The following is a 23,533-nucleotide window of genomic DNA, read 5'->3' on the forward strand; positions in this document are numbered from 1 at the left end:
AAGCCGTTGAGGCTGGATTAGGAAAATCCCGAATGTTCTATACTACAAAAAATAAACAGCACGAACCCTCACCATGATTCAAATGCCCTTGACGGAAGGGCAAGAGGCCCGATGGAAGTTTGGAAACATCGTTAGGAGGGTAGCGGTCACGCACCCTCCTTTTTTAACGCAAAGAAAACATTTATCAATCAATTTAATGAGTAAGAAGAAATTTTATCGATCCTTAATTTTTAAGCACGCAATTTGCCTGCATTTTGTTATGATAGTACTGTTTCAAATCTAAAAGGAGGTGTTAGAAGTTGGAAGGCGATTTTATTGTTGGACTTTTAAAGTTGATCCTTATTAATATTGTTTTAAGCGGTGACAATGCCGTGGTTATCGCCTTAGCCTGCCGTAATTTGCCAGCCCATCAACAAAAAAAGGCCATTCTTTGGGGGAGCTTCGGGGCAATTGGGCTAAGGATTGTTTTGACTTTTATTGCGGTTTGGCTATTGCAAATTCCTTTTCTGCAAGTTGCCGGCGGGCTTTTATTGATCTGGATCGCAATTAAATTATTAAAGGGCGATGGTGAAGAGGAACATCTTAAGGCTGGGACAAGTATGGCTGCAGCGATCAAAACCATTATTGTTGCCGATTTCGTTATGAGTCTTGACAACGTATTGGCCGTAGCTGGTGCAGCCGGCGGGAACTATCTGTTAATTATCCTCGGATTGGCGATCAGTATTCCTTTGATCATATGGGGCAGCCAGCTATTGATGGCGCTCATGAGCCGCTTTCCCATCATCGTATTATTGGGTGCCGCGCTATTAGGGTACACAGCAGGTGAGATGGCATTGACAGATAAGGCCGTCGGGCATTTCATCGAAACGGCGTTCCCAATAGGGCATTACATACTTCCAATTGGTCTGGCAATTCTGGTGGTCGTCGTTGGAAAATTATTAGGCAGAAAAAATAGCACACTTGTTGATCAAAATTAAAAGCCCGAGGGGGCTTTTTTGGATTGAGAGGATTAGGTGGTTGCAAAGTTGCAGCAGCCATCTTTTTTTGCTAGTTAGGGTATAATGAAAAAAGTGATGACAAATTTAGGAAGGGCGTGAAGTAAGTGAAAAAGGTCGCGATTTTGGCAACAGGGGGTACAATTTCTAGTGCTGCAGATAGCAGAACGGAATTAATCAATTATAAATCGGGTACGTTTACAGGAGATGAAATTATAAATCAAATCCCGGAACTACGCGAAATTGCCGACGTCCACATAGAGCAGACCACCAATTTTAGCAGTATGGAAATGACCGCGAAGGAATGGACGATTTTACGGGAGAAGGCCCTCCATTACTTAAATGAGTTGGATTTTGATGGTGTGGTCATTACACATGGAACAAATACGATTGAGGAAACGGCCTATTTTTTACATCTCACCTGCAATGTCAGCAAGCCTATTGTCATCGTTGGCTCCCAGCGTCCGCTTACGGGCCTAAGTTCAGACGCCCACTTAAATGTATACAACGCAGTAAAACTGGCGGCGAGTGAGGATGCGGTCGGAAAAGGCGTATTGGTAATGATGAACGACGAAATTAATAGCGCTAGAGAAGTCACCAAAACCAACACCGTCCGTTTAGAAACTTTTCAATCGGGACAACTTGGCTTTCTTGGGTATGTAGATAATGATGGGGTTTTCTTTTATAGACAACCCACACGTATACATACGGCACAATCCCAGTTTAATGAACTTGACACACAGGAATTGGATCCAGTGGAAATCGTCTATTCTTATGCCGGTGCCGATGGCAATCTGATCCGTTGTTTGATTCCAACCGGGGTGAAAGGGATCGTCATCGCTGGAACGGGGACAGGAAGGTTTTCTTCCAAAGAACTGGAAGCCCTCGTTGAAGCGAAAAAACAGGGGATAGCCGTGGTGCGAAGCAGCCGTGTCGGCAATGGCCGCGTAATTCCCGAAGAGCAGTATGAACCATATGGTTTTGTCTCGGGAGATAATTTGTTGCCGCAAAAAGCAAGAATATTGCTCATGCTGGCGCTAAAAGTAACAAAGGATCCAGTGGAAATTCAACGGATATTTGATACTTATTAACATCCTTCAGAATAAACGTTCACAATTCCATAATTTGACCCTATAACCATCCAATTCTATAATAGAGTTGTAGTTCAATTGTCTTTAAAAGGGGTGTTAAAAGTGAGCAAAAAAGTTCTGATTGTCACTGGAGATGCGGTTGAAGCACTTGAGATTTATTATCCTTACTATCGTTGTTTAGAGGAAGGATTCGAAACGGTCATCGCTTCACCAACGAAGAAGACCCTACATACTGTTTGCCATGATTTTGTACCAGAAAGTGAAACATATACGGAAAAACCGGCGTATCTTCTTGATTCCCATATGGCCTTTGCCGATGTGAAGCCGGAGGAATTTGACGGATTAATCATCCCTGGGGGAAGAGCACCAGAATATATTCGTTTGAATGAGCATTTGAAGCCAATTGTGAGTCACTTCTTTACAGCAGGGAAGCCGGTTGCATCGATTTGCCACGGTTCCCAGGTTCTGGCACTTATTGGCGACCAGATCAAAGGAAGAGAAATGACAGCCTACCAGGCATGCCGCCCAGATGTGGAAGCATGTGGTGCAATCTATCAAACGAACACCTTGCACGTCCATGAAAATCTCGTTTCCGGGCATGCTTGGCCAGATCTTCCTGGATTTATGAGAGAATTTATTCGCCTATTAAAATAGTAATCTTAAACCCCTGATTCCCCTAGTGAATCAGGGGTTTTTTCTATTTAAATCCCAATTATAAAAGAGAATAATAGTTCCATTGTGTAGAATTCTTAGAATTGAACATACAATAAGAGTGTGATATTTTAAAGCTAAAGAATAAATGGATGAACTAACCTAAGTCGATTGATTGTAGGAAGTGATCGCATGATTGGGAATGTCAAACCTTTAAACAAGCTTGATAAACAGAAAAGCATTGAGCAAAAAACGCAGGCAGTGAAGTGGGTAGGGGTCATTTTATCAGTCGTTATATTTTTACTTCTTGTTTTTATGTTGCCTAAAGAACTCCACCGTGAAGCGAAGCTGGCCATTGCCATGACCGTTTCGGCGATTGTTTTGTTTATTACCGAGGCATTTTCATATGGGCAAATCTCATTGTTGATTATTCTATTCACGTGTTTTACTCAGATTGTTTCCATCGATACTGCCTTAAGCGGTTTTTCTTCAGGCGCGATCTTCCTCATTATCGGGGGAATGATGATTGCCAAAGCCGTCAATGACACTCCCTTAACACAAAGGATGACTTATTACGTCCTACAGAAGTTTGGCAGCACAACATCGCGGGTGTTGGCCGGAATCATCCTCATTTCCCAGGTGCAAGCATTTTTTATTCCGGCGACTGCAGTTCGAGCAACATTATTGCTGCCTGTTGTCATTTCGCTGCTCAAAACTTTTGACCATCAGTTAAATCCGAATATTCGCAGACAGTTCATGCTGGGCGTTGCATATGGTGGAAACATAAGTGGAACGGCAATTTTGCCTGCTGCAATTGGGAACGTCCTAGCCGTAGAGATTTTAAATATCTATCTCGGAACGTCGATCTCTTATTTTGGTTGGCTATTGTACGCTTTACCTATTTGGATTCTACTGATCCCAACCATCTGGTACATCATCCGGAGGGTCTATCCAGCAGAGAGCCAAGAAATTCAAGGGATTAGAAAGGAAATGAAGGAGCAATTGCAAGGGTTGGGAAAAATTAACGTAAGAGAAATCCGTTGTTTGATTATCTTAGGGATTACTGTTTTATTATGGATGACTGAATCCTTTCATCATATGCATCCAGCTATTCCAGCTATTTTTGCTGCAGTTGTCTTAAGCTTGCCGAAAATCGGGGTAACAACATGGGAGAATGTGATCAAAATCAATTTGGATACGGTCTTTGTTTTGGGTGCTACCCTTTCGTTAGGGACCATTCTGAATGAAACCGGTGCGATTCAATTTCTTGGGGGATTCTTGCAGGCTCAATGGCTAGTTGATAGTATGCGTCACTCTCTACTAGCGGTCATTTTGGTCGTTATAATCACGCAAATTTACCATTTAGGTGTGTCTAACGTCTCGACAGCGATCGTCACATTGTTGCCGGTATTGATTGGCATCGCTACACAAATTGGAGTAGATCCCGTATACATTGTCTTTGCGGCGTCCATTACCTGTCTACATGGGTTCATTCTAGTCATAGAAACAATGCCAAATATCATCTCGCAAGGAAGCGGTTATATTACCCAGAAAGAATTTATTGTTCCTGGAATATGGGCAACAGTGGCTTCTAGCCTAATCACGGTGATTGTTGCTGCAACTTGGTGGAAATGGATTGGATTTATGCCATAAAGGAGATATATTGCGGGCTTCTAGCTGCAGTCAATATCAATTTCCAGGCAAGCGGGCATAAAGAAGTTGTCCTGTAGGAGAGTAGAGGATTCAGAAAGATGTCTATGATACAAGGAAAGCCACCCCTTCATATTAAAGAAAATGGGCTGCACATGAAGTGCAGCCCTATTTTTTAACGGCTCATCGCATCCTTTATGACATCCTCACCAATGATCGGATTGTATTCGTCATACACGGGCTTTAGGAAGTCTCTAAACTTTTGGATATCCTCTTTAGATAGTTCATTAATTTCTATTTGACCACGTTCTTGAAGTTTCTTCAGGGCAGCTGCATTCAACTCCGCAGCTTGACTACGGGCAAAATCAGTCCCTACCTTTACTCCTTCTTCTACAATCTTTCTAGTCGCATCGTTCATGCTGTTCCAAAATTTTGTATTAGTCAGTAAAGCATAGTCAACACGGGTATGACCCATGATGGTCATATACTTCTGCACTTCATCAAATTTTTTCGACTCGATGTTACTAAATGTATTTTCCTGGCCATCTACTGTCCCTTGCTGAAGTGCTGTATATAATTCATTGAATGGAATGGAAACAGAACCTGCACTAAGAGTAGAGTAGAGCTTCTCTAACACCTGACCTCCTTGCGTTCTAAACTTTAAGCCGTTAAAGTCCTCAGGTGCCTTAATCGGCTTTTTGTTATTGGTAATATGCTTTGGACCATTCGGCCACATTCCCATTCCAAGGGCTCCATCTTTTTCCAAACGTTTAAAGATTTCTTGCCCTTTGGGTCCATCCCAGAAAGCATTCGCCGCTTCATCACTGGAAAAGAGGAACGGCATTGAAGGAATATTGAAGCCGGGATCGTTACCAACCAATTTTGCCATGTCAGGAATAATAAATTGGGCGTTATTGGCTACGAGATTTTGATATTCATCCTTGTCACCAAAGAGAGAACTGTTAGGGAATACCTGTACTTTGATCTTGCCCCCTGAAGCCTCTTCGATCGCTTTTTTCATCGCTAGGGCTCCTTGATGCTTAGGCGTATTTTCTGCTACCACGTGGGAGATTTTAATTGTCATTTCTTGGATATCCGCGCCCGCCTCTTTGGCAGGTTCCTTCGCGGGTTCCTTCGCGGGTTCAGGGGTAGAACCACCCGAATTTGCCGGTGGGGAAGAAGACCCACCGCCATTTGACGCTGGCTCGCTGCTGCCACCGCAGGCTGTTAAACTGGCAGCTAATGCAGCAGACATAAATAACATGGAAAACATTCTTCTCTTTTTCATTTTGAATCCCCCTTATTAAATGTGGTATAAGTTGATACAAAACGAAAGATTTCTGTATGATCCGGCTGTCCGCCTAAGTCATCTTTCGCTTGTGTATACGTGTCGTAAAGCAGCTTCATGAGTGGTGTTGAATCACCCATATGGTCCAACAACTCTTTGGCAATACCGATGTCCTTCTTGTGCAGTTCGAGGCTAAACCCGGAATTAAATTGTCCGTTAAGGATGAATTGCGGGAACTTATAATCTGTAGAAATGCTCTTCCCGGAACTGTGATTGAAGACATCAACCCCAATTTTTGGATCCACGCCAAACTGTGAAAGAATATGTACGGCTTCACAGGTAGCCAGCATGTGGGCAGCAGATAGATAATTATTTAACGCTTTAATCAAATGGCCCGAGCCGCTGGAGCCGGTATAAAAAATCTTTTCCCCCATAGTTCTTAAAAGATCATAATGATCGGTGAAAACTGTATCTGGCCCTCCTACCATAATGGTTAACTGACCATTTATGGCTTTTTTCACGCCACCGCTGACAGGTGCATCCAAGAGTTGGATTCCGAGTACAGCAAGTTCTTCGGCATTGTTTCTCGTATCCAAGGGAAAGGAGCTGCTCATGTCGATAATCGTTAAAACTTCCTTCCGATAGCGGTATGAAGAATAAATCGTTGTAAGCTGTTTAATTACTTCATTAACAATTTGAGAATGTGGCAGCATCAAGATGATGGTGTTCGATTGGTCGACAATATCTGAGAGGGTAGAGGCAATCGCTCCAAACTCCTGTAAAGAGGAGGAAGCGTTTTCATTTTTATCGTAACAACGGATCTTGTACCCATGCTCTAACAAGCGTTTGGCCATCGGAAATCCCATATTCCCTAGTCCGATGAAACCAATCGTCTTACCCATAGTTATGTAATTCCCCTTTCATTTCTGTGACAATATAATCGAATTTTCCTATTTCCAAAACATCCTCCACCTCCAATGAGAGTCACAAATCAAAAATCCAACTTAAATATACCAAATATTTAATATAATGTGAATATAAATAATAAATATAATCAACCAAAATTTCTATTTATTTATTTGTGAGAATTTAGTATATTGGTAATACGATCATTCGGTTGTCTAAAAATCAAGGGAAAGGGGTAAAGAGGATGGGGTTTAGGTGGCTTCATAAGGTTGAAGAGTATTCAGCTGGGATCCTCTTTTTAGGGGGGGTCATTGTAAGTCTGTATTCCGTATTTATGCGTTATGTATTAAATCTTCCACCTGCTTGGTCACTGGAAATTTTCGAATTATTAATGGTCTGGTCAATCTTTATTGGCTTTGGGATCGCCCTACGGGAAAATCACCATATTGTCATTGATCTGGTTTATGATAAACTTCCGTATGCGGTAAAAAGAGCTGTCTGTGTTGTAAGCAATTTCATCGGTGCAGCATATTGCATATTTATGACTGTCACAGGGATAAAAATGATAGCGCTTGCACATGAGCAACAGATTGTAACAATTGATGTAGGAATCCCGATTTGGGTTACATATCTGATTATGCCCGTTGGCATGGCCTTGTTGGCCCTCTATTTTATCTTAAAAGGAATCTATGCAATCAAAGGGGATCGAACGGAGATTATCGGTCATTTAGGACACGACATAGCCCCGGACGGAATATTGGATGACAAAGCCAAGGGAGGACTGCATCTTTAATGAACCCCACTTTCGTTCTTTTTTTTACATTTGCCATTCTATGTTTGATCCGAGTACCAATTGCAATTAGTTTAGGTTTATCTAGCATTATCGCCCTAACGTTGATTGATTTTACACTCTATCCCGTGATCCAAAAGATGTTTAGTTCCCTTAATTCAGCAACTTTGATGGCGATTCCAGGATTTGTTTTTGCCGGGATCATCATGTCAAAAGGGGGAATCTCTTATTATCTAATCGAATCCCTTAAATCGTGGGTAGGCCATATTCGCGGTGGTTTAGCCGTTGTAACAATCCTTGCCTGTATGATTTTTGCCGCGATTTCCGGATCAAGCCCAGCTACCGCTGCAGCTATTGGTAGCATCATGATCCCGGGAATGGTGAAAGCTGGGTACAGTAAAAAGTATGCCATGGGATTAGTAGCCGCCTCTGGAACCCTGGGAATCCTCATACCACCATCGATTCCACTAATCATTTATGGTTCCGTCGCCGAAGTGTCGATTGGTAAATTGTTTACAGCCGGGATTCTTCCTGGTTTGTTGTTGGGTGGCGTTTTATTAATTTCAGCGATTATTCATGCTAGAATCAACAACTATGGCCGTCTTCCAAAAGAAACAATGGAGCAGCGATGGAAGAAGTCTGGGAAAGCAATCTGGGGATTTGCGCTACCAGTTTTAATCCTCGGCGGGATCTATACAGGGATCGTGACACCTACCGAGGCTGCCTTCGTAGCCAGTTTTTACGGTGTGATCGTATCTGTCTTTATCTACAGGGAAATGAATTGGAAAAAGTTCATTGAGGTAACCAAGGAATCGATTAATATTACAGCCATGATTTTCTTAATTATTGCTTCCGCTATGATATTTGGGATGTTTCTTACAACGGAACAGATTCCACAAGATTTTACCGCGTGGGTTGAATCCCATGCAGCCAATAAATGGATTTTCATCATTGCCATCAACCTAATGTTCTTTATCCTCGGGATGTTCCTCGAGGCGATCGCTATTATTTTAATTACACTGCCGATTCTTCTGCCAGTACTTACCATGTTTGATATCAATGTGATTCATTTTGCGATTATCATGACGATTAACATGGAATTAGCGATGATCACGCCCCCCGTGGGCCTCAATCTGTTCGTCGTCAGTGGTATCTCAAAGGAAAAAGTCGGTGCTGTTGTCCGAGGAGTGCTTCCTTTCTTCGCACTTATGATTTTAGCTTTGGTGCTCGTTGTGATATTCCCAGAGATTTCGCTGTTTTTGACTAAGTAAGTGATTTTTTGAATGATGAAAATGGATAACGGAAGAATTTTCCGTTATCCATTTTTTTTGAATTTATACATCCCTCCCGCTGCAGTCTTAGTAGGATCCAGCTGGTAGGTGGTTATTGGAGGTAGGGCTCCGATTTGATTCGAACCGAGAGGACGTAAAACATGTGTTTTACGAATCGGGGGATTAGGGACAGGGTGAGCGAAAAAATAAAGGGACCTGTCTCAAATCAGGCGTATTTGAGACAGGGTGAACAGAAAAACACAGGGACCTGTCTCGATCCTGTCCGCGCCCCCAAGCTATGCTATGACTTTCTGCCCTTGGCTATCTCTTCATGGAGCCCAGCAACCACTTTCTCAACCTTCATCACACCTTGGTTTCCCTCTTTCCGTTTTCTTACCGCCAAGCTCTGATTTTCCATCTCCTTATCTCCAATCACAAGCATATAAGGGATCTTCTGCTTTTCTGCGTCTCTTATTTTCAGGCCGACCTTTTCCGCCCTGTTATCGGCTTCAACCCGTATTCCCGCTGATTGTAATCGAGCTCTTACCTGATTTGCATAAGCAGTATGGGAATCGGCGATCGGGAGGATTTTAGCTTGAACAGGGGATAGCCATAAGGGAAATTCCCCGCCATAATGTTCGATTAAGATCGCCATAAACCGCTCTACGGAACCAAAGATAGCCCGATGAATCATGACCGGTTGATGCGGCTGGTCATCTTCGCCCACATACGAACAATTAAACTTTTCCAGCATTTGAAAGTCTAGTTGAACTGTTCCGCACTGCCAGCTTCGTCCAAGAGAATCCAAAATATGAAAGTCTATTTTCGGTCCATAAAAGGCTCCGTCACCAGGATTGATTTGGTAGTCTAACCCTTTGGTCTTTAAGACTGACTCTAGCGACGCCTCAGCCTGTTCCCATATTTGCAAAGATCCCATATACTTTTCCGGCCGAGTAGAAAGTTCCACTTTATATCGAAAGCCAAAATGTGAATACAGATCATCAATTAAATCTAGGATCTTTTCAATCTCCGATTCAATTTGCTCCGGACGAACGAATAAATGCGCATCATCCTGTGTAAAAGAACGAACTCTTAACAATCCATTCAGTGACCCAGAGAGTTCATGACGGTGAACCAACCCCAGTTCGGCAAAGCGGATCGGTAATTCCCGGTAACTTCTGCGTTTGCTATTAAATATTAGGATCGCCCCAGGACAATTCATCGGTTTAATTGCATAATTCTGATCATCCACGTGGGAAAAATACATATTCTCATGATAATGATCCCAGTGACCCGATTTTTCCCATAGATCTTGCTTCATCATAATCGGAGTTTTGATCTCCGAATAACCTGCTTCCAGGTGTTTACGTCTCCAGAGACTCTCAAGCTCATTGCGAATGACCATCCCATTGGGCAAGAAGAACGGCATCCCCGGCGCCTCCTCCATTGAAATAAACAACTCCAATTCCTGACCTAATTTGCAGTGACTAAATTTTTCTGCTTCCATTCTGATTCTGCCTCCTTGTTTTCTAAAAAAAAAACCGCACACATCCCAATAGAAGGGACGAGTGCGGTCGTGGTACCACCCTAATTCAACAAAACAATCGTTTTGTGCTCGACAAGATAACGGATTGACCGATTATAGATAATCTGCTGAATCAATTCTCCATATACAAAAAACCGCACACATCCCAAAATAAGGGACGAGTGCGGTCGTGGTACCACCCTAATTCCATAAAACAAAAGTTTTATGCTTGGCAAGATAACGGATTGACCGATCATGGATAATTTGTTTCAACATTTCCCCATAATAGCTCAAAGGTGGTAAATCATTCCGTTTTCCTCAGGGTTCGCAGCCAATGACCCTGTTCTCTGAACAAGAAAACAAGAATGATTCATGTCCTTCTCATAGCTCATTATATATTGATCGTAATTTTAGTATAGGCCTTCAACAAAGTCAACAAGGAAAATCAAAAAAGGAGGAACGGGTATATGGTATTTACACCAGAAATCTTTACCGCTCCTTTTTATCTAACAAGCAAAAGGCAGTCTCAAAAATTAAGGAACAGACTTTTAATCAGCAACAATCTATATTAAAATAGATGTTAGCACTCACACACGATGAGTGCCAACACCATTACCTAATAGAACTCTTTTATCAGCCATATGGAAAGGAGCATTTTCATGGAAAAGAAGCAATTTCAAGCAGAATCAAAAAGACTACTGGAAATGATGATTAACTCCATCTACTCGCAGAAAGAGATCTTTTTAAGAGAACTGATATCAAACGCGAGTGATGCCATCGATAAAATTTATTACAAGGCCTTAACGGACGATTCATTAACTTTTGATAAAGACAGCTACTACATAAAGGTGATCGCTGACAAAGAAAACAGAACGCTAAAAATACTGGATACCGGAATTGGAATGACCCAGGACGAGCTTGAGAATAACCTTGGTGTGATAGCCAAGAGTGGATCTCTGGCCTTTAAAAAAGAAAATGAAGCGAAGGATGGTCATGATATTATCGGTCAATTCGGGGTAGGGTTTTATTCCGCTTTTATGGTGGCAGATGTGGTCACTGTGATTACCAAGGCTTTAGGCAATGATCAGGCCTACAAATGGGAATCCACTGGAACCGATGGTTACACCATTGAACCGTACGATAAGGATTCGATCGGCACTGAAATTATCCTCAAAATCAAAGAGAACACCGAAGAAGAAAACTATGATGAATACCTTGACGAATACCGTTTAAAAGCGATTATTAAAAAGTATTCAGACTTCATTCGCTACCCAATTAAGATGGATGTTACCAACCATCGCTTAAAAGAGGGAAGTGACAATGAATTTGAGGATTACAAGGAAGAACAAGTCATTAACAGCATGGTTCCGATTTGGAGAAAAAACAAGAGCGAACTGACGACTGAAGACTACGAAAACTTTTATGCAGAAAAACATTATGGTTTCGACAAACCACTCAAGCATATCCATATCAGTGTGGATGGGGCTGTAAGGTACAACGCGATTTTATATATTCCGGAGAATATTCCATTCGATTACTACACAAAAGAATTTGAAAAAGGCTTAGAGCTTTACTCAAATGGCGTATTAATCATGAACAAGTGTGCTGACTTGGTTCCTGATTACTATAGTTTTGTCAAAGGGATGGTAGACTCGGAAGATTTATCGCTCAACATTTCTAGAGAGATCTTGCAGCAGGATCGCCAATTAAAACAGATCGCCAAAAACATTAAAAACAAAATCACCAGCCAATTGCAAAGCATGTTAAAGGATGAACGTGAAAAGTATGAAACCTTCTATAAATCCTTTGGCCGACAATTAAAATATGGGGTCTACAGTGATTATGGCAGCAACAAGGATGGTTTGCAGGACCTCTTGATGTTCTACTCCTCGAAAGAGAAGAAATTGGTTACCCTTGACGAATATGTTTCTAGCATGCCGGAAGAACAAAAGTACATTTATTATGCCTCAGGGGAATCGATCGAAAGAATTGATAAAATGCCGCAGACCGAACTTGTTGCCGAAAAAGGGTATGAAATTTTATATTTCACCGAAGATATCGATGAGTTCGCGATCAAAATGTTGATGAACTATAAAGAAAAGGAGTTCAAATCAGTTTCAAGCGGTGACCTCGGGATTGATGCTGACGAAAATAAAGCGAAGACCGAAGCTGAGCAGAATGAAAACAAAGACCTTTTCGAGTATATGAAAAATATTTTATCCGGCAAGGTAACGGATGTGAGGGTCTCCAATCGGTTAAAAACCCATCCCGTTTGTTTATCAACCGAAGGAGAAGTAACGATCGAAATGGAAAAAATCCTCAAATCCATGCCTGGAAATCAGGATGTTAAAGCGAATAAGATTCTAGAAATCAACACCGACCACGGAGTATTCCAATCCCTCAAGGCAACTTTTGAAAAGGATAAAGATAAATTAAATTTATACACCAATCTTTTGTATAACCAGGCTCTTCTTATCGAAGGATTACCGATCGAGGATCCCGTTGATTTCACCAATGATATTTGCAAGATTATGGTGTAATTCATTTGAAAAGTCTCAGGCTTAAAACCTGGGGCTTTTTTACGTTAATCTATCATTTCCCTAGTCCTATTTTCGGAACAGAAGCGAGCGGCATGTAAAGAGTGAATAGCGGAAATTCTTTCCGCTATTTTTCGTATCTCGCTAAATTTACTTAATATTTGATAACGCAGTCCCTATATTATCGCCTGTGATGGACCAATGGGAAGTGTTCCAAACTGCTTTTCGATGATTTATTAAAATGAGCTGGGGTGATTCATGTTTCACTGCCAATTCATCAGCAATTTGATTCGATACCGGCCGCGACTCAATGACTTTTACAATTACATAATTGACATTGGGCACAGCATCATCGGCCACAAATCTTTGACATTCTTGCCAAGCATTTGCACTGATCGGACAGGTAGTACTATGCTTCAAAAGTAAAACAGGGTCTTGATCTGATGTCTTAATCACTTCCGACCATTCATCAAGCGTATGAATCTCTTTCCACTCTGCCATCGAAACCATTCCTTTCCTTCCAAAACCTCTCCTTCTTAAGTATAGGCTATGTTATGATATATAACAAATATTGATCATTCAATTAAGGGATTCTTATACAACCTGGAGGAGAAAATGAATTGGCTTTTACCAGCACCAAAATCGGTCAACAAAACAGGAGATGAATTTGTGCCACATCTGTGGCGATATATTCAATTCCCAAAGGAACTAACCACCGCGGTAAATGAAGTGCTGCAATTGGCTAAGGAAAAGTGGGACACTTCATTTATCAAAAAAAATCGAGGGTCAGATGATCAAATCTATACATTTTGGCTTGGTACCCTTGAAGATCCGATTGGCATGCAACAAACGAGAGAGGATAACCAGATTCCATACGACAAACAAGATGCCTATTTTCTACATGTTCAAAGGGAAGGGATCTTTGCCTACTCAGCTTCGTTGGCTGGATTATTCTATGCACTACAAACCTTGAAGCAAATAATCATACAAAATAAATGGTATGAACAAAAAATAATAGACTGGTCTGATCTTCTATGGCGGGGAGTCCATGTGGATTCAAAAGGAGAGCGTCCCGGATATGAAGGACTAAAAAAGACTATCAAAGAATGGAGTCATTATAAAATCAACTTGGTTTTATTCGAGTATGAAGCTACCTTTCCTTATATACGGCAGCCCGAAATTGTGGGGCCTGATGCCTATACAACTCACGAAATAGAGGAACTTCAACAGCTTGCAAGGGATCATTTTATAACTATAATCCCATTGGTTCAGTCAATCGGACATGTGGAGTATATCCTGCAAAATCCCCATTATGCTCTTCTTCGAGAAAACGGGGAAATTACACAGTTTTGTTCAAGTCAAGAGTACGTTTTTCAACTTATCGGTGAGTTGATTGAGGAGGTAGCAGAGGCACACCCCAACAGCCCATGGATCCACATCGGCGGAGATGAAGCGTGGTATCTTGGGGGTTGCACAGATTGTGCGGATATCGCAGCAAAACATGGGGCAGCTCGGCTTTACATTGATCATATGAATAAAGTAGTACAACTGGTAAAGGATACCGGAAAACGACCAATCATTTGGGATGATGTCCTGCGTCGCATGGAAAATCGAGAAGAGATCGAGCGACTTGACCGATCCTGCATCATTCATTATTGGGATTATCAAACCTGTGGAAATCCCTTAAATACGGATTGGATTCGGTACCTGCAATCGCTAGGATTTCAGGTCATAGGGGGAGCGGCTATGCGTGGGGCCTCCGGGATGGATTCATCTTGTCCAAACTTCAAACAAAGATACCGAAATGTAAAGGATTGGGGTTTTACTGCAAATCGTCTTGCGCTCCCGGGTGTCATCGCAACCTCGTGGGGAAGATATGGCACCTTAAAACCACTTATTGAACCGTTTGACTTAGGATGGTATGGGGCCTTAGCTGCTGGAGAGCATTTTTGGAATACTAAGGGGATCCAAAAGGACGATTTTAATCAACGCTTTGATCAGGTTTTCCTTGGTGGAACCAATCATGATTTTCCAAAATGGCTCAAACGCTTTGAAAAGGGATTGCCGTACAAATCAACTTGGTTTGATCGTAGATATGCCGTATCTGGGAGTCTCTCCGGAAACTTTTTAAGCTTGCTGGATCTCATGTGGAAATGGCGCTCAGAAGAACAATTTTTTTCCCGTAAATTGGAACTCTTGGAAGCACGCTTGTATCGAGTTGAGGAAGAATTGTTTCCAGATTGGGAACGTTGGCGGATGTCTGACAGGACCGAAGAACTAAAAGATCATATCTTAAATTTTGCTTCTGAGCTTCATCCCGCTTTAGTGGATATCGTTGGACAACGTTGGGCAAATGAGTATATCCGAGCTTTTACGCAAAAATATCTGTTTCGGGTGGAAAACCTCTTCAAATCATTTGTTCCTCCAACCCCTCGCCAGCCTGAAACCCTAGTAAAAATAGGCACAGATTATGGCTGAGATTAATGATTAGGACCTGCCGGCGGCAGGGAAGACGGATACACGAGCTGGGTTTGGCAACCTTTATGTTATAATGTCGTATGTTGGGGATTTTTCCCTTTTGAGCGGTCCCTTGATACCAACAACCGGAAGGAATAGCGGAATTCTTTTCAGTTATTTTAGAAGCCAACCAAACAGCCCCTGTGAAAACTATCACTGCACATTCGTCCAGCACCCTTTACACTAGAAAAAAAGCTTTAGAGGGTGTTTATGATGAGAAACCTTATAAGATGGACCTTGCCTTTGAGCATGATGGTCCTTTTTTTCCTATTAGTTCAGCCCAGTGTTACGTTTGCACATTCCGCCTTACTTGAATCCTATCCGTCTAAAAATAGCCATACCGATCAGTCTCCTTCAGAAATTCGCTTAAAATTTAATGAGCGGCTAGAAAAGGGGCTATATTACATTCATGTGTTTGATGGGCAAGGCAAACCTGTGACGGATCAGGAAACGAAAATGAATCAGGATCAAACAGAAATTAGTCTTGGTCTCCCGTCATTAAAGGACGGCGGTTATACCGTTTCTTATCAGGTTATTTCTGCGGACGGACATCCGATTAGTGAAGCATATCTTTTATCAGTAGGTAGCGTGGGGGATCAATATGACTCTTATCGCTATATCGATTCAACGAAACACGCCGGGCCTTTATTGGCTGTTTTTAAGGTGTTTTACTATCTTTCATTCCTAGCTTTATGCGGTTTTATTTGGTGGAAATACTTTTATCCTATCCGCGACAAGGAAAGCCTAGATCACTTTGATAAGTGGCTCAAGTATACCAGGAGAACCTATTTCTCCTTCTTAATTCTAATTGGTTTCATTCAATTCTCAAATGTGTTAGAGGAGTTTGGGGATGAAGCCTTGCTGGCCTTTTTTCAAACGGCCTTTGGTCTTGCCTGGTTAGGGGCTTTTATTTTATTGATCTTGGCAAGTTTTCTCTTAGGGAAGAATAAGGGGTTTGACTTAACCTTTGCGACTCTTTTATTGATTGCGGAGGGAATTAGCGGACACGCTGTCACTTTCGAGCCAATATGGCTTTCTGTCATTTTCGATATCGTCCATATAGGTGCCGCTTCCATCTGGGTTGGTGGATTGCTGTATCTTCTTTTCTGGGGCAAGGAACTTGGAAAAGAACGGGCGGCTTATTTACAACAACTGTCTAGACTGGCATTTTGGAGTATCGTCACTCTGATTGTCAGTGGTCTAATCATGACCTTTATCTTTATTCCAACCCCTTCCTTTTTACTGCATACGAACTGGGGAATTTTAATTCTTGCAAAAAGCATATTGGTTCTTCTGGTTATTTTCGTCGCAGCGAACATTCGCAAAGGAATGTCATCGAAAGAGGAAGGAAAACTTAATGGTTGGCTGAAATGGGATTACCGAATCCTAACGATAATCATTTTTCTTGTCGCTGTTTTGACAGATGCCAGCCCCATCCCATCGAATGACCCACTTATATGGAGAGAAAGACAGGCGGTAGCGATGGACATGGAGATTACGCCAAATAACCCAGGGGTTAATAATACATTTAACATTTCGGTAACGACACTAAAAGGAAAGTCAGTCAAAAATATCGAACTACATCTAATTCATCGTGGCGATCAAAACATCGCTCCGATTTCCGTCCCCTTGAAACATTTGGCACAAAGTAAAGCAGATTCAGACAGATATTCTTATTCAAGTGTTGGTCCATTTCTTTCTATCTCTGGGACATGGGATGTGGAGGTCAAGGTAATGGATCAAGACGATAATTGGACGGTATTCAAAAAAGACATGACGATTTATCCAGTTAAAAAAAATAACTAAAATTGCTAACAGTAATGACTCGAATTTGGACTTGCTCCATAAGGGTCATTACTTTTTTGGCTCAAATCCCTAACGCGTTGATGTTGCTTTCCTTTAAACGACTAAAGTTTTTCTTGTAAAATAAATAAAGGATGTTTAAACTAGTGACATGAGATAGATTGGGATAAAGACTTCTAAGAATAACAGAGGCGGTGGTTTTCATGTTGGAATTGTATTTAAATCGTCCAAACGAAATGGAATTACGAGATGTTGAGGATTTGACGACGCCAACAGGCGATGAAGTAAAAATCCAGTTTCGTTATGGCGGTATTTGCGGATCGGATCTACGAGTCTATCAAGGAAAACTTGCACATGCTGCCTATCCACTTCGGCCGGGTCATGAATTAGTAGGAACCATTATTGAAGCTGGTGAAACAGCTTCCTATACGGTTGGAACGAGGGTTGTTATACTGCCCAACACCTACTGTGGTGAATGTGAATGGTGTCTCAAAGGAAAAACAAACATTTGCCAGCATAAGCAATCATTGGGAGTCAATATCAATGGCGGTTTTTCGGAGCAAATGGTGATATCGTCCAAATATGTATTGCCCATTCCAGAAGACCTTCCGTTTGAACGTGCCGTGTTAATTGAGCCCTTTGCTGTGGTGGTCCATGCCTTGAAAAAGGTCAAGATTGAAAAAGACACGACCGTTGCGATATTCGGTTGCGGGAATGAAGGAATGCTCGCAGCAGCATTGACCCATCATATGGGTGCCAAAGTTACAGCAATTGATATTAACCCAGCGAAATTGGAGCTTGTCAAAAGCTTAGGGGACATTCGGGCGTTACAACCTGATGAGGTTCAAGGTGAGTGTTTTGATGTGGTGATTGAAGCCGCTGGGACAAAAATCACAGTCGAACAAGGGATCGAACTGGTGAAAGCCGGTGGCGATATGATTCTTATTGGTTTCGCTCCTGAAGCCAATTTACCCGTCATGCGCGTGGTGCGAGGGGAACTCACATTGCACGGGACGATTATTTATAATTTTCCTGCAGATTTCGAGCAAACTATCGAATATTTACGAGATCCTTCCTTTAACGTAGGACCGATAGTTTCTAAAATCCTGCCATTAGCTAAATACCAGGCGGCATATGACATGGCTCTCTCAGGAAACTACGGAAAAATACTATTTGATTTCAATAAATAAATATATAAATAGGGGATAAAGAAATGAAAAAGATTGTTAATGTACTCGTTACTGGCTGTTTGCTTGCACTTGTTGGCTGTTCATCGAATTCCACTACTCCAGCACCAAAGGCGGAGGAACCATCTGACACGAAGGAGAACCCAGAAGCTGCTGCAGCACCAACAGATGTTAAGGTAATGAAGCTCTCTGTTGTAACCTCTAAAGATCGCTCCCTCACACAGGGACTTGTTAAATTTGGAGAAATCGTTGAAAAAGAAACCAACGGGGCAATCAAAGCCGAAGTCTATCCGGACGGACAGCTCGGTGGGGACCTCGCTGTATTCGACGCCTTGAAAATCGGTACGATCCAAGGCTCCACGATGTCCACAGGACCAATTGCCACAACGGTGGAAAGCTTTAACGTATTTGATCTTCCATTCTTATTTAAAGATGAAGTAACTGCTTATAAAGTTCTCGATGGTCCAATTGGACAAGAATTATTAGATCAATTACCAGCCGTTGGGGTTATTGGTTTGAACTACTGGGAGAATGGATTCAGACACTTGACCAATAACACAAGAGAAGTGAAAAGCGTAGATGATATCTCGGGATTGAAGATTCGAACCCTAGAAAATAATCTTCACATCGATATGTGGAAGGAATTAGGTGCAACACCGACACCTATTCCATATACTGAACTTTTCACAGCACTGGAGCAACGCGTTGTTGATGGACAGGAAAACCCGGCAGGAAACGTAACTACCGCTAAATTTTACGAAGTGCAAAAATACTTAACAACAACTGGTCACGTTTATAATGCCAGTGTATTCATGCTAAGCAAGAAATTCTGGGACACTTTGACGGATGAAGAAAAAGAAATCGTGAAGAAGGCGGCTGCTGAAGCGCAAACATATCAACGTGAATTAAACCAGAAAGAAAGTGTGGAAGCCATAGACTTCCTGAAAAAAGAAGGCATGGTTGTTACCGAGCTTAGTTCGGAAGAAAAACAAAAGTTTGTTGAAAAACTGCAGCCAATCTACAAAAAGTACGCACCCACGTTTGGTGAAGATCTGGTTAACAAACTGCTAGAAGCGAATAAATAAAAGGAAGGGGCCACATTTTGGCTCCTTTTTTGTTTAGCGGAAAAAGTTTCCGTTATTCTAGGTGATTGGATCGAAATGGGACAAATAACGGAGTTTTTTTCCGTTATAGGGAATCCTTTAGTTATTGCAAACGACTTCAAAATTTAATAGCGGAAATTTTTTCCGTTATCTTAACTTTCAAACCCTAAACTTAAAAGTTAACGGAAAATTTTTCCGCTAAAATCAGTCCATGGGTTAGAAGGAAGCGCTGTAAATTTCTGCCCCTATACAAATTACAGTTAACAAAACAAACATTATGTTAGCTTTTCACTGAACATAACTACCACCTTGACCATCTATGCTTACTCCCGTATTCTGAGTGAAGGAAGGGGGATCATTTTATGACTAGCAAATCAGCTCATGTTTCGTTATGGACCAAAGAATTCATTGGGATCACAATTTCCAATTTATTTTTATTTTTGAGCTTCCAGATGTTGATTCCTACGCTGCCGGTTTATGTGGAGGAGAATGGGGGCGATGAATTAGCTATTGGTCTGGTCATTGGCATCTTTACAATATCTGCCTTATTAACTCGTCCTTTTGCGGGAAAAGGGTTGGACACGATCGGCCGCAGGAAAATCCTGACCATCGGGATGATCATTTTTGTGCTCTCGGTTGCAGGATATTATTGGTTTGCCACCGTTTTTCTAATTCTTGCTGTGCGATTTATCCATGGAATCGGATGGGGAATGGCAACGACGACGCTTGGAACGATGATTTCTGATATTATCCCCGCAGAACGGCGTGGGGAAGGAATGGGGTATTACGGTTTATCCAGCACCCTTGCTATGGCACTTGCCCCCATGGTGGGAATCTGGGTCATGAATGAATTTGGTTTTGGCGTCCTATTTTTGATTGCCACTATTTTCGGTTTGCTGTCGATTATCATTTTCTTATGGGTCCCATACCAAGAGCCGCCAATTAAAAATGAACAAGTAGTCAAATCCTCATTTTGGGAAGGGCTTGTTGATCAAAAAGCACTGTTTCCCTCTCTTCTGGTCTTGCTCTTAGGTGTCACCTATGGCGGGATTGTCAGTTTTATTACCTTGTTCGGAGCAGATGTAGGAATCAAAAACGTAGGTTGGTTCTTTTTATTTAATGCCTTAATGGTAATGATTGTTCGACCGGTAGCTGGGAAACTGTTTGACCGTAGAGGGCATAAGTGGGTGTTATATCCTGGGGCCTTTTTTACCATCACTGGATTGATTCTGCTTTCTTATACCACAACCGTTGGTACACTTATCGCTGCCTCTGTTTTTTATGGCATCGGGTTTGGCGCCATTCAGCCTTCTTTACAAGCCTGGACCATTAACCGTGTATCTCCGCAGCGGCGGGGTGTAGCCAATGGGACCTTTTTCTCCGGATTTGATCTCGGAATCGGGGTCGGTGCGATGCTTTTAGGAATTGTCGCCAGATATACCAGTTACGCGATGATGTACCGCATTTCGGTGGTCTTAATGGTCATTTATCTGCTCGTATACAGCTATCATCTCATACAGGGTAAAAATAGAGAATCCAATCAAAAGGCGTCCTGATAAAATTTTTAAAATAATATGGTAAAATGAAAAGGAAGAATCTTCAAACGGAGGGGACCCAATGTCATTTTACCAACTATTAGTACCAAACCAAATTCTATATGGGGATGGCTCTTTTCAAGAACTAGGCAAACAAGCAAGCTTGTTAGGAAAAAAGGTACTGCTGATCAGCGATCCGATCATGGATAAAATAGGGAATGTCGCACAAACCGAGGCACTTCTACAGAAAGAGGGTATTTCCTATGCGAAATATCTAGGCGTGGACACTGAACCAACGGATCTTCATGTTGAGGAAGCCTTGACACTATGCCAGAAGGAAGCATGTGATGTAATAGTTGCAGTAGGCGGAGGGAGTTGCATCGACACGGGGAAAGCCGTAGCGGTGATGATGACGAACGAAGGCAAGCTCAATGATTACGTCGGAAACAAAAAATTGTTCACGGAAAAACCACTCCCACTGATTGCCGTACCCACTACAGCAGGGACAGGCTCTGAAGCGACAAAAGTAACAGTCATTACCGATACGATAACGGAAGTTAAAATGATGATTTCCCAACCAGAATTACTGCCACGTGTAGCGATCGTTGATCCACTGCTCACCATTTCCTGCCCGCCCTCGGTGACTGCGGCAACGGGAGTAGATGCATTATGCCACGCGATCGAGGCTTACATTTCCAGACGATCACAACCTGTAACGGACACACTGGCCTTAAAATCAATTGAATTGATCATGGGAAATTTACGTTTTGCTTATAACCAACCTGACGATCTCGATGCCCGAGGTCATATGTCATTGGCTTCCATGCTTGCAGGGGCTGCATTCTCTAATGCCTCGGTAACACTCGTTCACGGGATGTCTCGCCCAGTTGGTGCGCTTTTCCATGTTCCACACGGTGTATCGAATGCGATGCTTCTGCCCGCTGTTCTCGAATATACCAAGGAGTCCGCAGTAGAGAAACTGGCAGAGATCGGCAGTCTAATTAAACCAGAATGGAAAAAACTATCCAATCAAGAGCTGGCGGATATCGTGATTTTGGAAGTGAAGAACCTTTGCCAGGATTTACATATACCAAATATGAAGACCTGGGGAATTGACAAGGAAAATTTCCTACAGGTTATAAACAAGATGGCCGCCGACGCTCTCGCCAGCGGTAGTCCTGGGAATAACCCACGGATTCCCTCGCAGGAAGAAATCGTTCAACTTTACCAGGTTTGTTATGATTATGATTTCAGTCTATGAGCAATGATGTGATATAATCAATTTCTGTAAACTTTCAACATGAGGAGCAACAAGATGAATCAAACAGAACAATGGACTTCAAAACTAGGCTTTATTCTCGCCGCTGCTGGTTCAGCGATTGGGCTCGGGGCCATCTGGAAATTCCCCTATGTAGCAGGCACAAGCGGCGGGGGAGCCTTTTTTATTATATTTTTGGTATTCACCCTATTGGTTGGGTTACCGCTATTACTGGCTGAATTCGTAATCGGGCGAAGTACTCAGCAGAATGCCATCACCGCATATAAAACAATCGCCCCTCATTCACACTGGCATTGGCTAGGATATCTTGGTATTGCTACAAGCTGTATATTGCTTTCCTTCTATAGTGTAGTAGGAGGGTGGATCGTTCTCTACCTATTGCATAGTTTGGGCGGTTTACTAGTACAAGGTACCCAATATGATCAGTTGTTTCAACAGATGATTTCCGATCCCTGGATGGCTGTTGGCGCACAATTTATTTTTCTTTTGTTAACGATTCTCGTTGTAGCGCGCGGGGTTCAGGAAGGAATTGAAAAAGCCAATAAATACATGATGCCAGCTCTATTCATTTTATTTGTGATCTTAATTTTTCGATCCCTAACATTAGAGGGGGCAATGAAAGGCGTCACCTTTTTCCTGTATCCTGACTTTGGGAAACTAACTTCGGAATCCATCTTATATGCGATGGGACAATCTTTCTTTTCCTTAAGCGTAGGTGTGTCTGTTATGGTGACATACAGTTCATATCTTGCCAAAAGCGAAAGCTTGCCGCGTTCTGCGTTGACGATCGTCGGTTTGAATCTGCTGATTTCACTATTGGCGGGGCTTGCTATCTTCCCGGCTGTCTTTTCACTTGGATTGGAACCCGCAGCAGGACCAGGGCTGTTGTTTATCGTGTTGCCATCTGTATTTGCCAAACTCCCACTGGGTGGTGTCTTTCTCACTGTTTTCCTGGTGCTCTTCCTTTTTGCGACACTAACTTCGTCTTTTTCCTTAGTGGAAATTACGGTCGCCTCTCTAACAAAAGGGGATCGAGCAAAAAGAAAGAAAATCACTTGGCTTACCGGGATGTTCATTTTCCTTTTGGGGATTCCATCAGCCCTGTCCTATGGAATTTGGAGTGATGCCACGATTTTTGGAAAGATTATTTTTGATGTTGCAGATTACTTAGTTAGTAACATCCTCCTCCCGCTTGGCGCACTGCTCATTGCGATCTTTGTTCCACTAAAGATGAAACGGGAAGTACTGCTTGAAGAAATCACCGCTGGGTCAAAAAACGGAAGACGCTTCTTTGCTTTGTGGCTCTTGCTTCTTCGCTATATTACACCGATCGCGATTATCATCGTTTTTTTGGACGTGCTCAATGTGATTTAAGAGGTTCCATTCGGCTTTGCCGATGGGACTT

Annotated in this window: 18 protein-coding genes and 1 other annotated feature; of the genes, 14 read left to right on the top strand and 4 right to left on the bottom strand. The window is 42.2% G+C overall.

All coding sequences use genetic code 11. From position 1 onward, the window contains the following. Positions 1 to 299: 299 nt before the first annotated feature. From J2Z37_RS05145 to J2Z37_RS05160, 4 genes are all read left to right on the top strand, one after another. Entirely contained in the window at positions 300 to 977 is a 678-nt protein-coding gene (locus J2Z37_RS05145) for a TerC family protein (RefSeq protein ID WP_209809156.1), read from the top strand. 125 nt (positions 978 to 1,102) lie between these two features. Further along, the gene (locus J2Z37_RS05150) at positions 1,103 to 2,086 is read left to right on the top strand and encodes an asparaginase (RefSeq protein ID WP_209809157.1); all 984 of its coding nucleotides are present in this window, start codon (positions 1,103 to 1,105) and stop codon (positions 2,084 to 2,086) included. A 102-nt stretch (positions 2,087 to 2,188) separates the two neighbouring features. Then, complete coding sequence (locus J2Z37_RS05155) at positions 2,189 to 2,740, top strand: DJ-1/PfpI family protein (RefSeq protein ID WP_209809158.1); 552 nt, start codon at positions 2,189 to 2,191, stop codon at positions 2,738 to 2,740. A gap of 189 nt (positions 2,741 to 2,929) precedes the next feature. Next, the gene (locus tag J2Z37_RS05160; RefSeq protein WP_209809159.1) at positions 2,930 to 4,390 is read left to right on the top strand and encodes an SLC13 family permease; all 1,461 of its coding nucleotides are present in this window, start codon (positions 2,930 to 2,932) and stop codon (positions 4,388 to 4,390) included. A 172-nt stretch (positions 4,391 to 4,562) separates the two neighbouring features. Here J2Z37_RS05160 and J2Z37_RS05165 read toward each other — a convergent pair whose 3' ends face one another. Further along, positions 4,563 to 5,675, bottom strand: a complete 1,113-nt coding sequence (locus J2Z37_RS05165) for a DctP family TRAP transporter solute-binding subunit (protein ID WP_245203587.1) — start codon at positions 5,673 to 5,675, stop codon at positions 4,563 to 4,565. Further along, positions 5,672 to 6,577, bottom strand: coding sequence for an NAD(P)-dependent oxidoreductase (locus J2Z37_RS05170; RefSeq protein WP_209809160.1), 906 nt, complete (start codon positions 6,575 to 6,577; stop codon positions 5,672 to 5,674). The genes J2Z37_RS05165 and J2Z37_RS05170 overlap by 4 nt, the downstream gene beginning before the upstream one ends. Positions 6,578 to 6,825: 248 nt before the next feature. Between J2Z37_RS05170 and J2Z37_RS05175 the strand changes: the two genes are divergently transcribed. Further along, entirely contained in the window at positions 6,826 to 7,374 is a 549-nt protein-coding gene (locus J2Z37_RS05175) for a TRAP transporter small permease (RefSeq protein WP_209809161.1), read from the top strand. Beyond that, positions 7,374 to 8,642 carry a TRAP transporter large permease gene (locus tag J2Z37_RS05180; RefSeq protein ID WP_209809162.1) on the top strand — a complete coding sequence of 423 codons (1,269 nt, stop codon included), beginning with the start codon at positions 7,374 to 7,376 and terminating at the stop codon, positions 8,640 to 8,642. Before J2Z37_RS05175 ends, J2Z37_RS05180 begins: the two co-directional genes overlap by 1 nt. A gap of 301 nt (positions 8,643 to 8,943) precedes the next feature. Here the strand turns inward: J2Z37_RS05180 and thrS are convergent, their stop codons facing one another. Then, the gene (thrS, locus tag J2Z37_RS05185) at positions 8,944 to 10,149 is read right to left on the bottom strand and encodes a threonine--tRNA ligase (protein ID WP_209809163.1); all 1,206 of its coding nucleotides are present in this window, start codon (positions 10,147 to 10,149) and stop codon (positions 8,944 to 8,946) included. A 189-nt stretch (positions 10,150 to 10,338) separates the two neighbouring features. Beyond that, positions 10,339 to 10,561, bottom strand: a binding site (T-box leader). Between the two features lie 265 nt (positions 10,562 to 10,826). On the opposite strand from thrS, the gene htpG reads away from it, so the two are divergent. Continuing rightward, the gene (gene htpG / locus J2Z37_RS05190; RefSeq protein WP_209809164.1) at positions 10,827 to 12,707 is read left to right on the top strand and encodes a molecular chaperone HtpG; all 1,881 of its coding nucleotides are present in this window, start codon (positions 10,827 to 10,829) and stop codon (positions 12,705 to 12,707) included. Between the two features lie 147 nt (positions 12,708 to 12,854). Here the strand turns inward: htpG and ytxJ are convergent, their stop codons facing one another. Continuing rightward, the gene (gene ytxJ, locus J2Z37_RS05195; RefSeq protein ID WP_209809165.1) at positions 12,855 to 13,205 is read right to left on the bottom strand and encodes a bacillithiol system redox-active protein YtxJ; all 351 of its coding nucleotides are present in this window, start codon (positions 13,203 to 13,205) and stop codon (positions 12,855 to 12,857) included. 114 nt (positions 13,206 to 13,319) lie between these two features. On the opposite strand from ytxJ, the gene J2Z37_RS05200 reads away from it, so the two are divergent. The 7 genes from J2Z37_RS05200 (at position 13,320) to J2Z37_RS05230 (ending at position 23,502) form a co-directional block, all read left to right on the top strand. Continuing rightward, complete coding sequence (locus J2Z37_RS05200; protein WP_209809166.1) at positions 13,320 to 15,182, top strand: family 20 glycosylhydrolase; 1,863 nt, start codon at positions 13,320 to 13,322, stop codon at positions 15,180 to 15,182. A 252-nt stretch (positions 15,183 to 15,434) separates the two neighbouring features. After that, on the top strand, positions 15,435 to 17,027 hold the full coding sequence (locus J2Z37_RS05205) for a copper resistance CopC/CopD family protein (protein ID WP_209809167.1): 1,593 nt from the start codon (positions 15,435 to 15,437) through the stop codon (positions 17,025 to 17,027). Positions 17,028 to 17,227: 200 nt separating this feature from the next. Then, a complete protein-coding gene (locus J2Z37_RS05210) occupies positions 17,228 to 18,214 on the top strand; it encodes a zinc-dependent alcohol dehydrogenase (protein ID WP_209809168.1) in 987 nt (328 codons plus the stop codon). Between the two features lie 23 nt (positions 18,215 to 18,237). After that, the gene (locus J2Z37_RS05215; protein WP_209809169.1) at positions 18,238 to 19,296 is read left to right on the top strand and encodes a TRAP transporter substrate-binding protein; all 1,059 of its coding nucleotides are present in this window, start codon (positions 18,238 to 18,240) and stop codon (positions 19,294 to 19,296) included. 380 nt (positions 19,297 to 19,676) lie between these two features. Further along, positions 19,677 to 20,870, top strand: coding sequence for an MFS transporter (locus J2Z37_RS05220; RefSeq protein WP_209809170.1), 1,194 nt, complete (start codon positions 19,677 to 19,679; stop codon positions 20,868 to 20,870). A 61-nt stretch (positions 20,871 to 20,931) separates the two neighbouring features. Next, positions 20,932 to 22,110, top strand: coding sequence for an iron-containing alcohol dehydrogenase (locus J2Z37_RS05225; RefSeq protein ID WP_209809171.1), 1,179 nt, complete (start codon positions 20,932 to 20,934; stop codon positions 22,108 to 22,110). A gap of 54 nt (positions 22,111 to 22,164) precedes the next feature. Continuing rightward, positions 22,165 to 23,502, top strand: a complete 1,338-nt coding sequence (locus tag J2Z37_RS05230; protein WP_209809172.1) for a sodium-dependent transporter — start codon at positions 22,165 to 22,167, stop codon at positions 23,500 to 23,502. Positions 23,503 to 23,533 lie beyond the last annotated feature (31 nt).

Origin of the sequence: Ammoniphilus resinae (genome assembly GCF_017873965.1) — a bacterium.
Classification (GTDB): domain Bacteria; phylum Bacillota; class Bacilli; order Aneurinibacillales; family RAOX-1; genus Ammoniphilus_A; species Ammoniphilus_A resinae.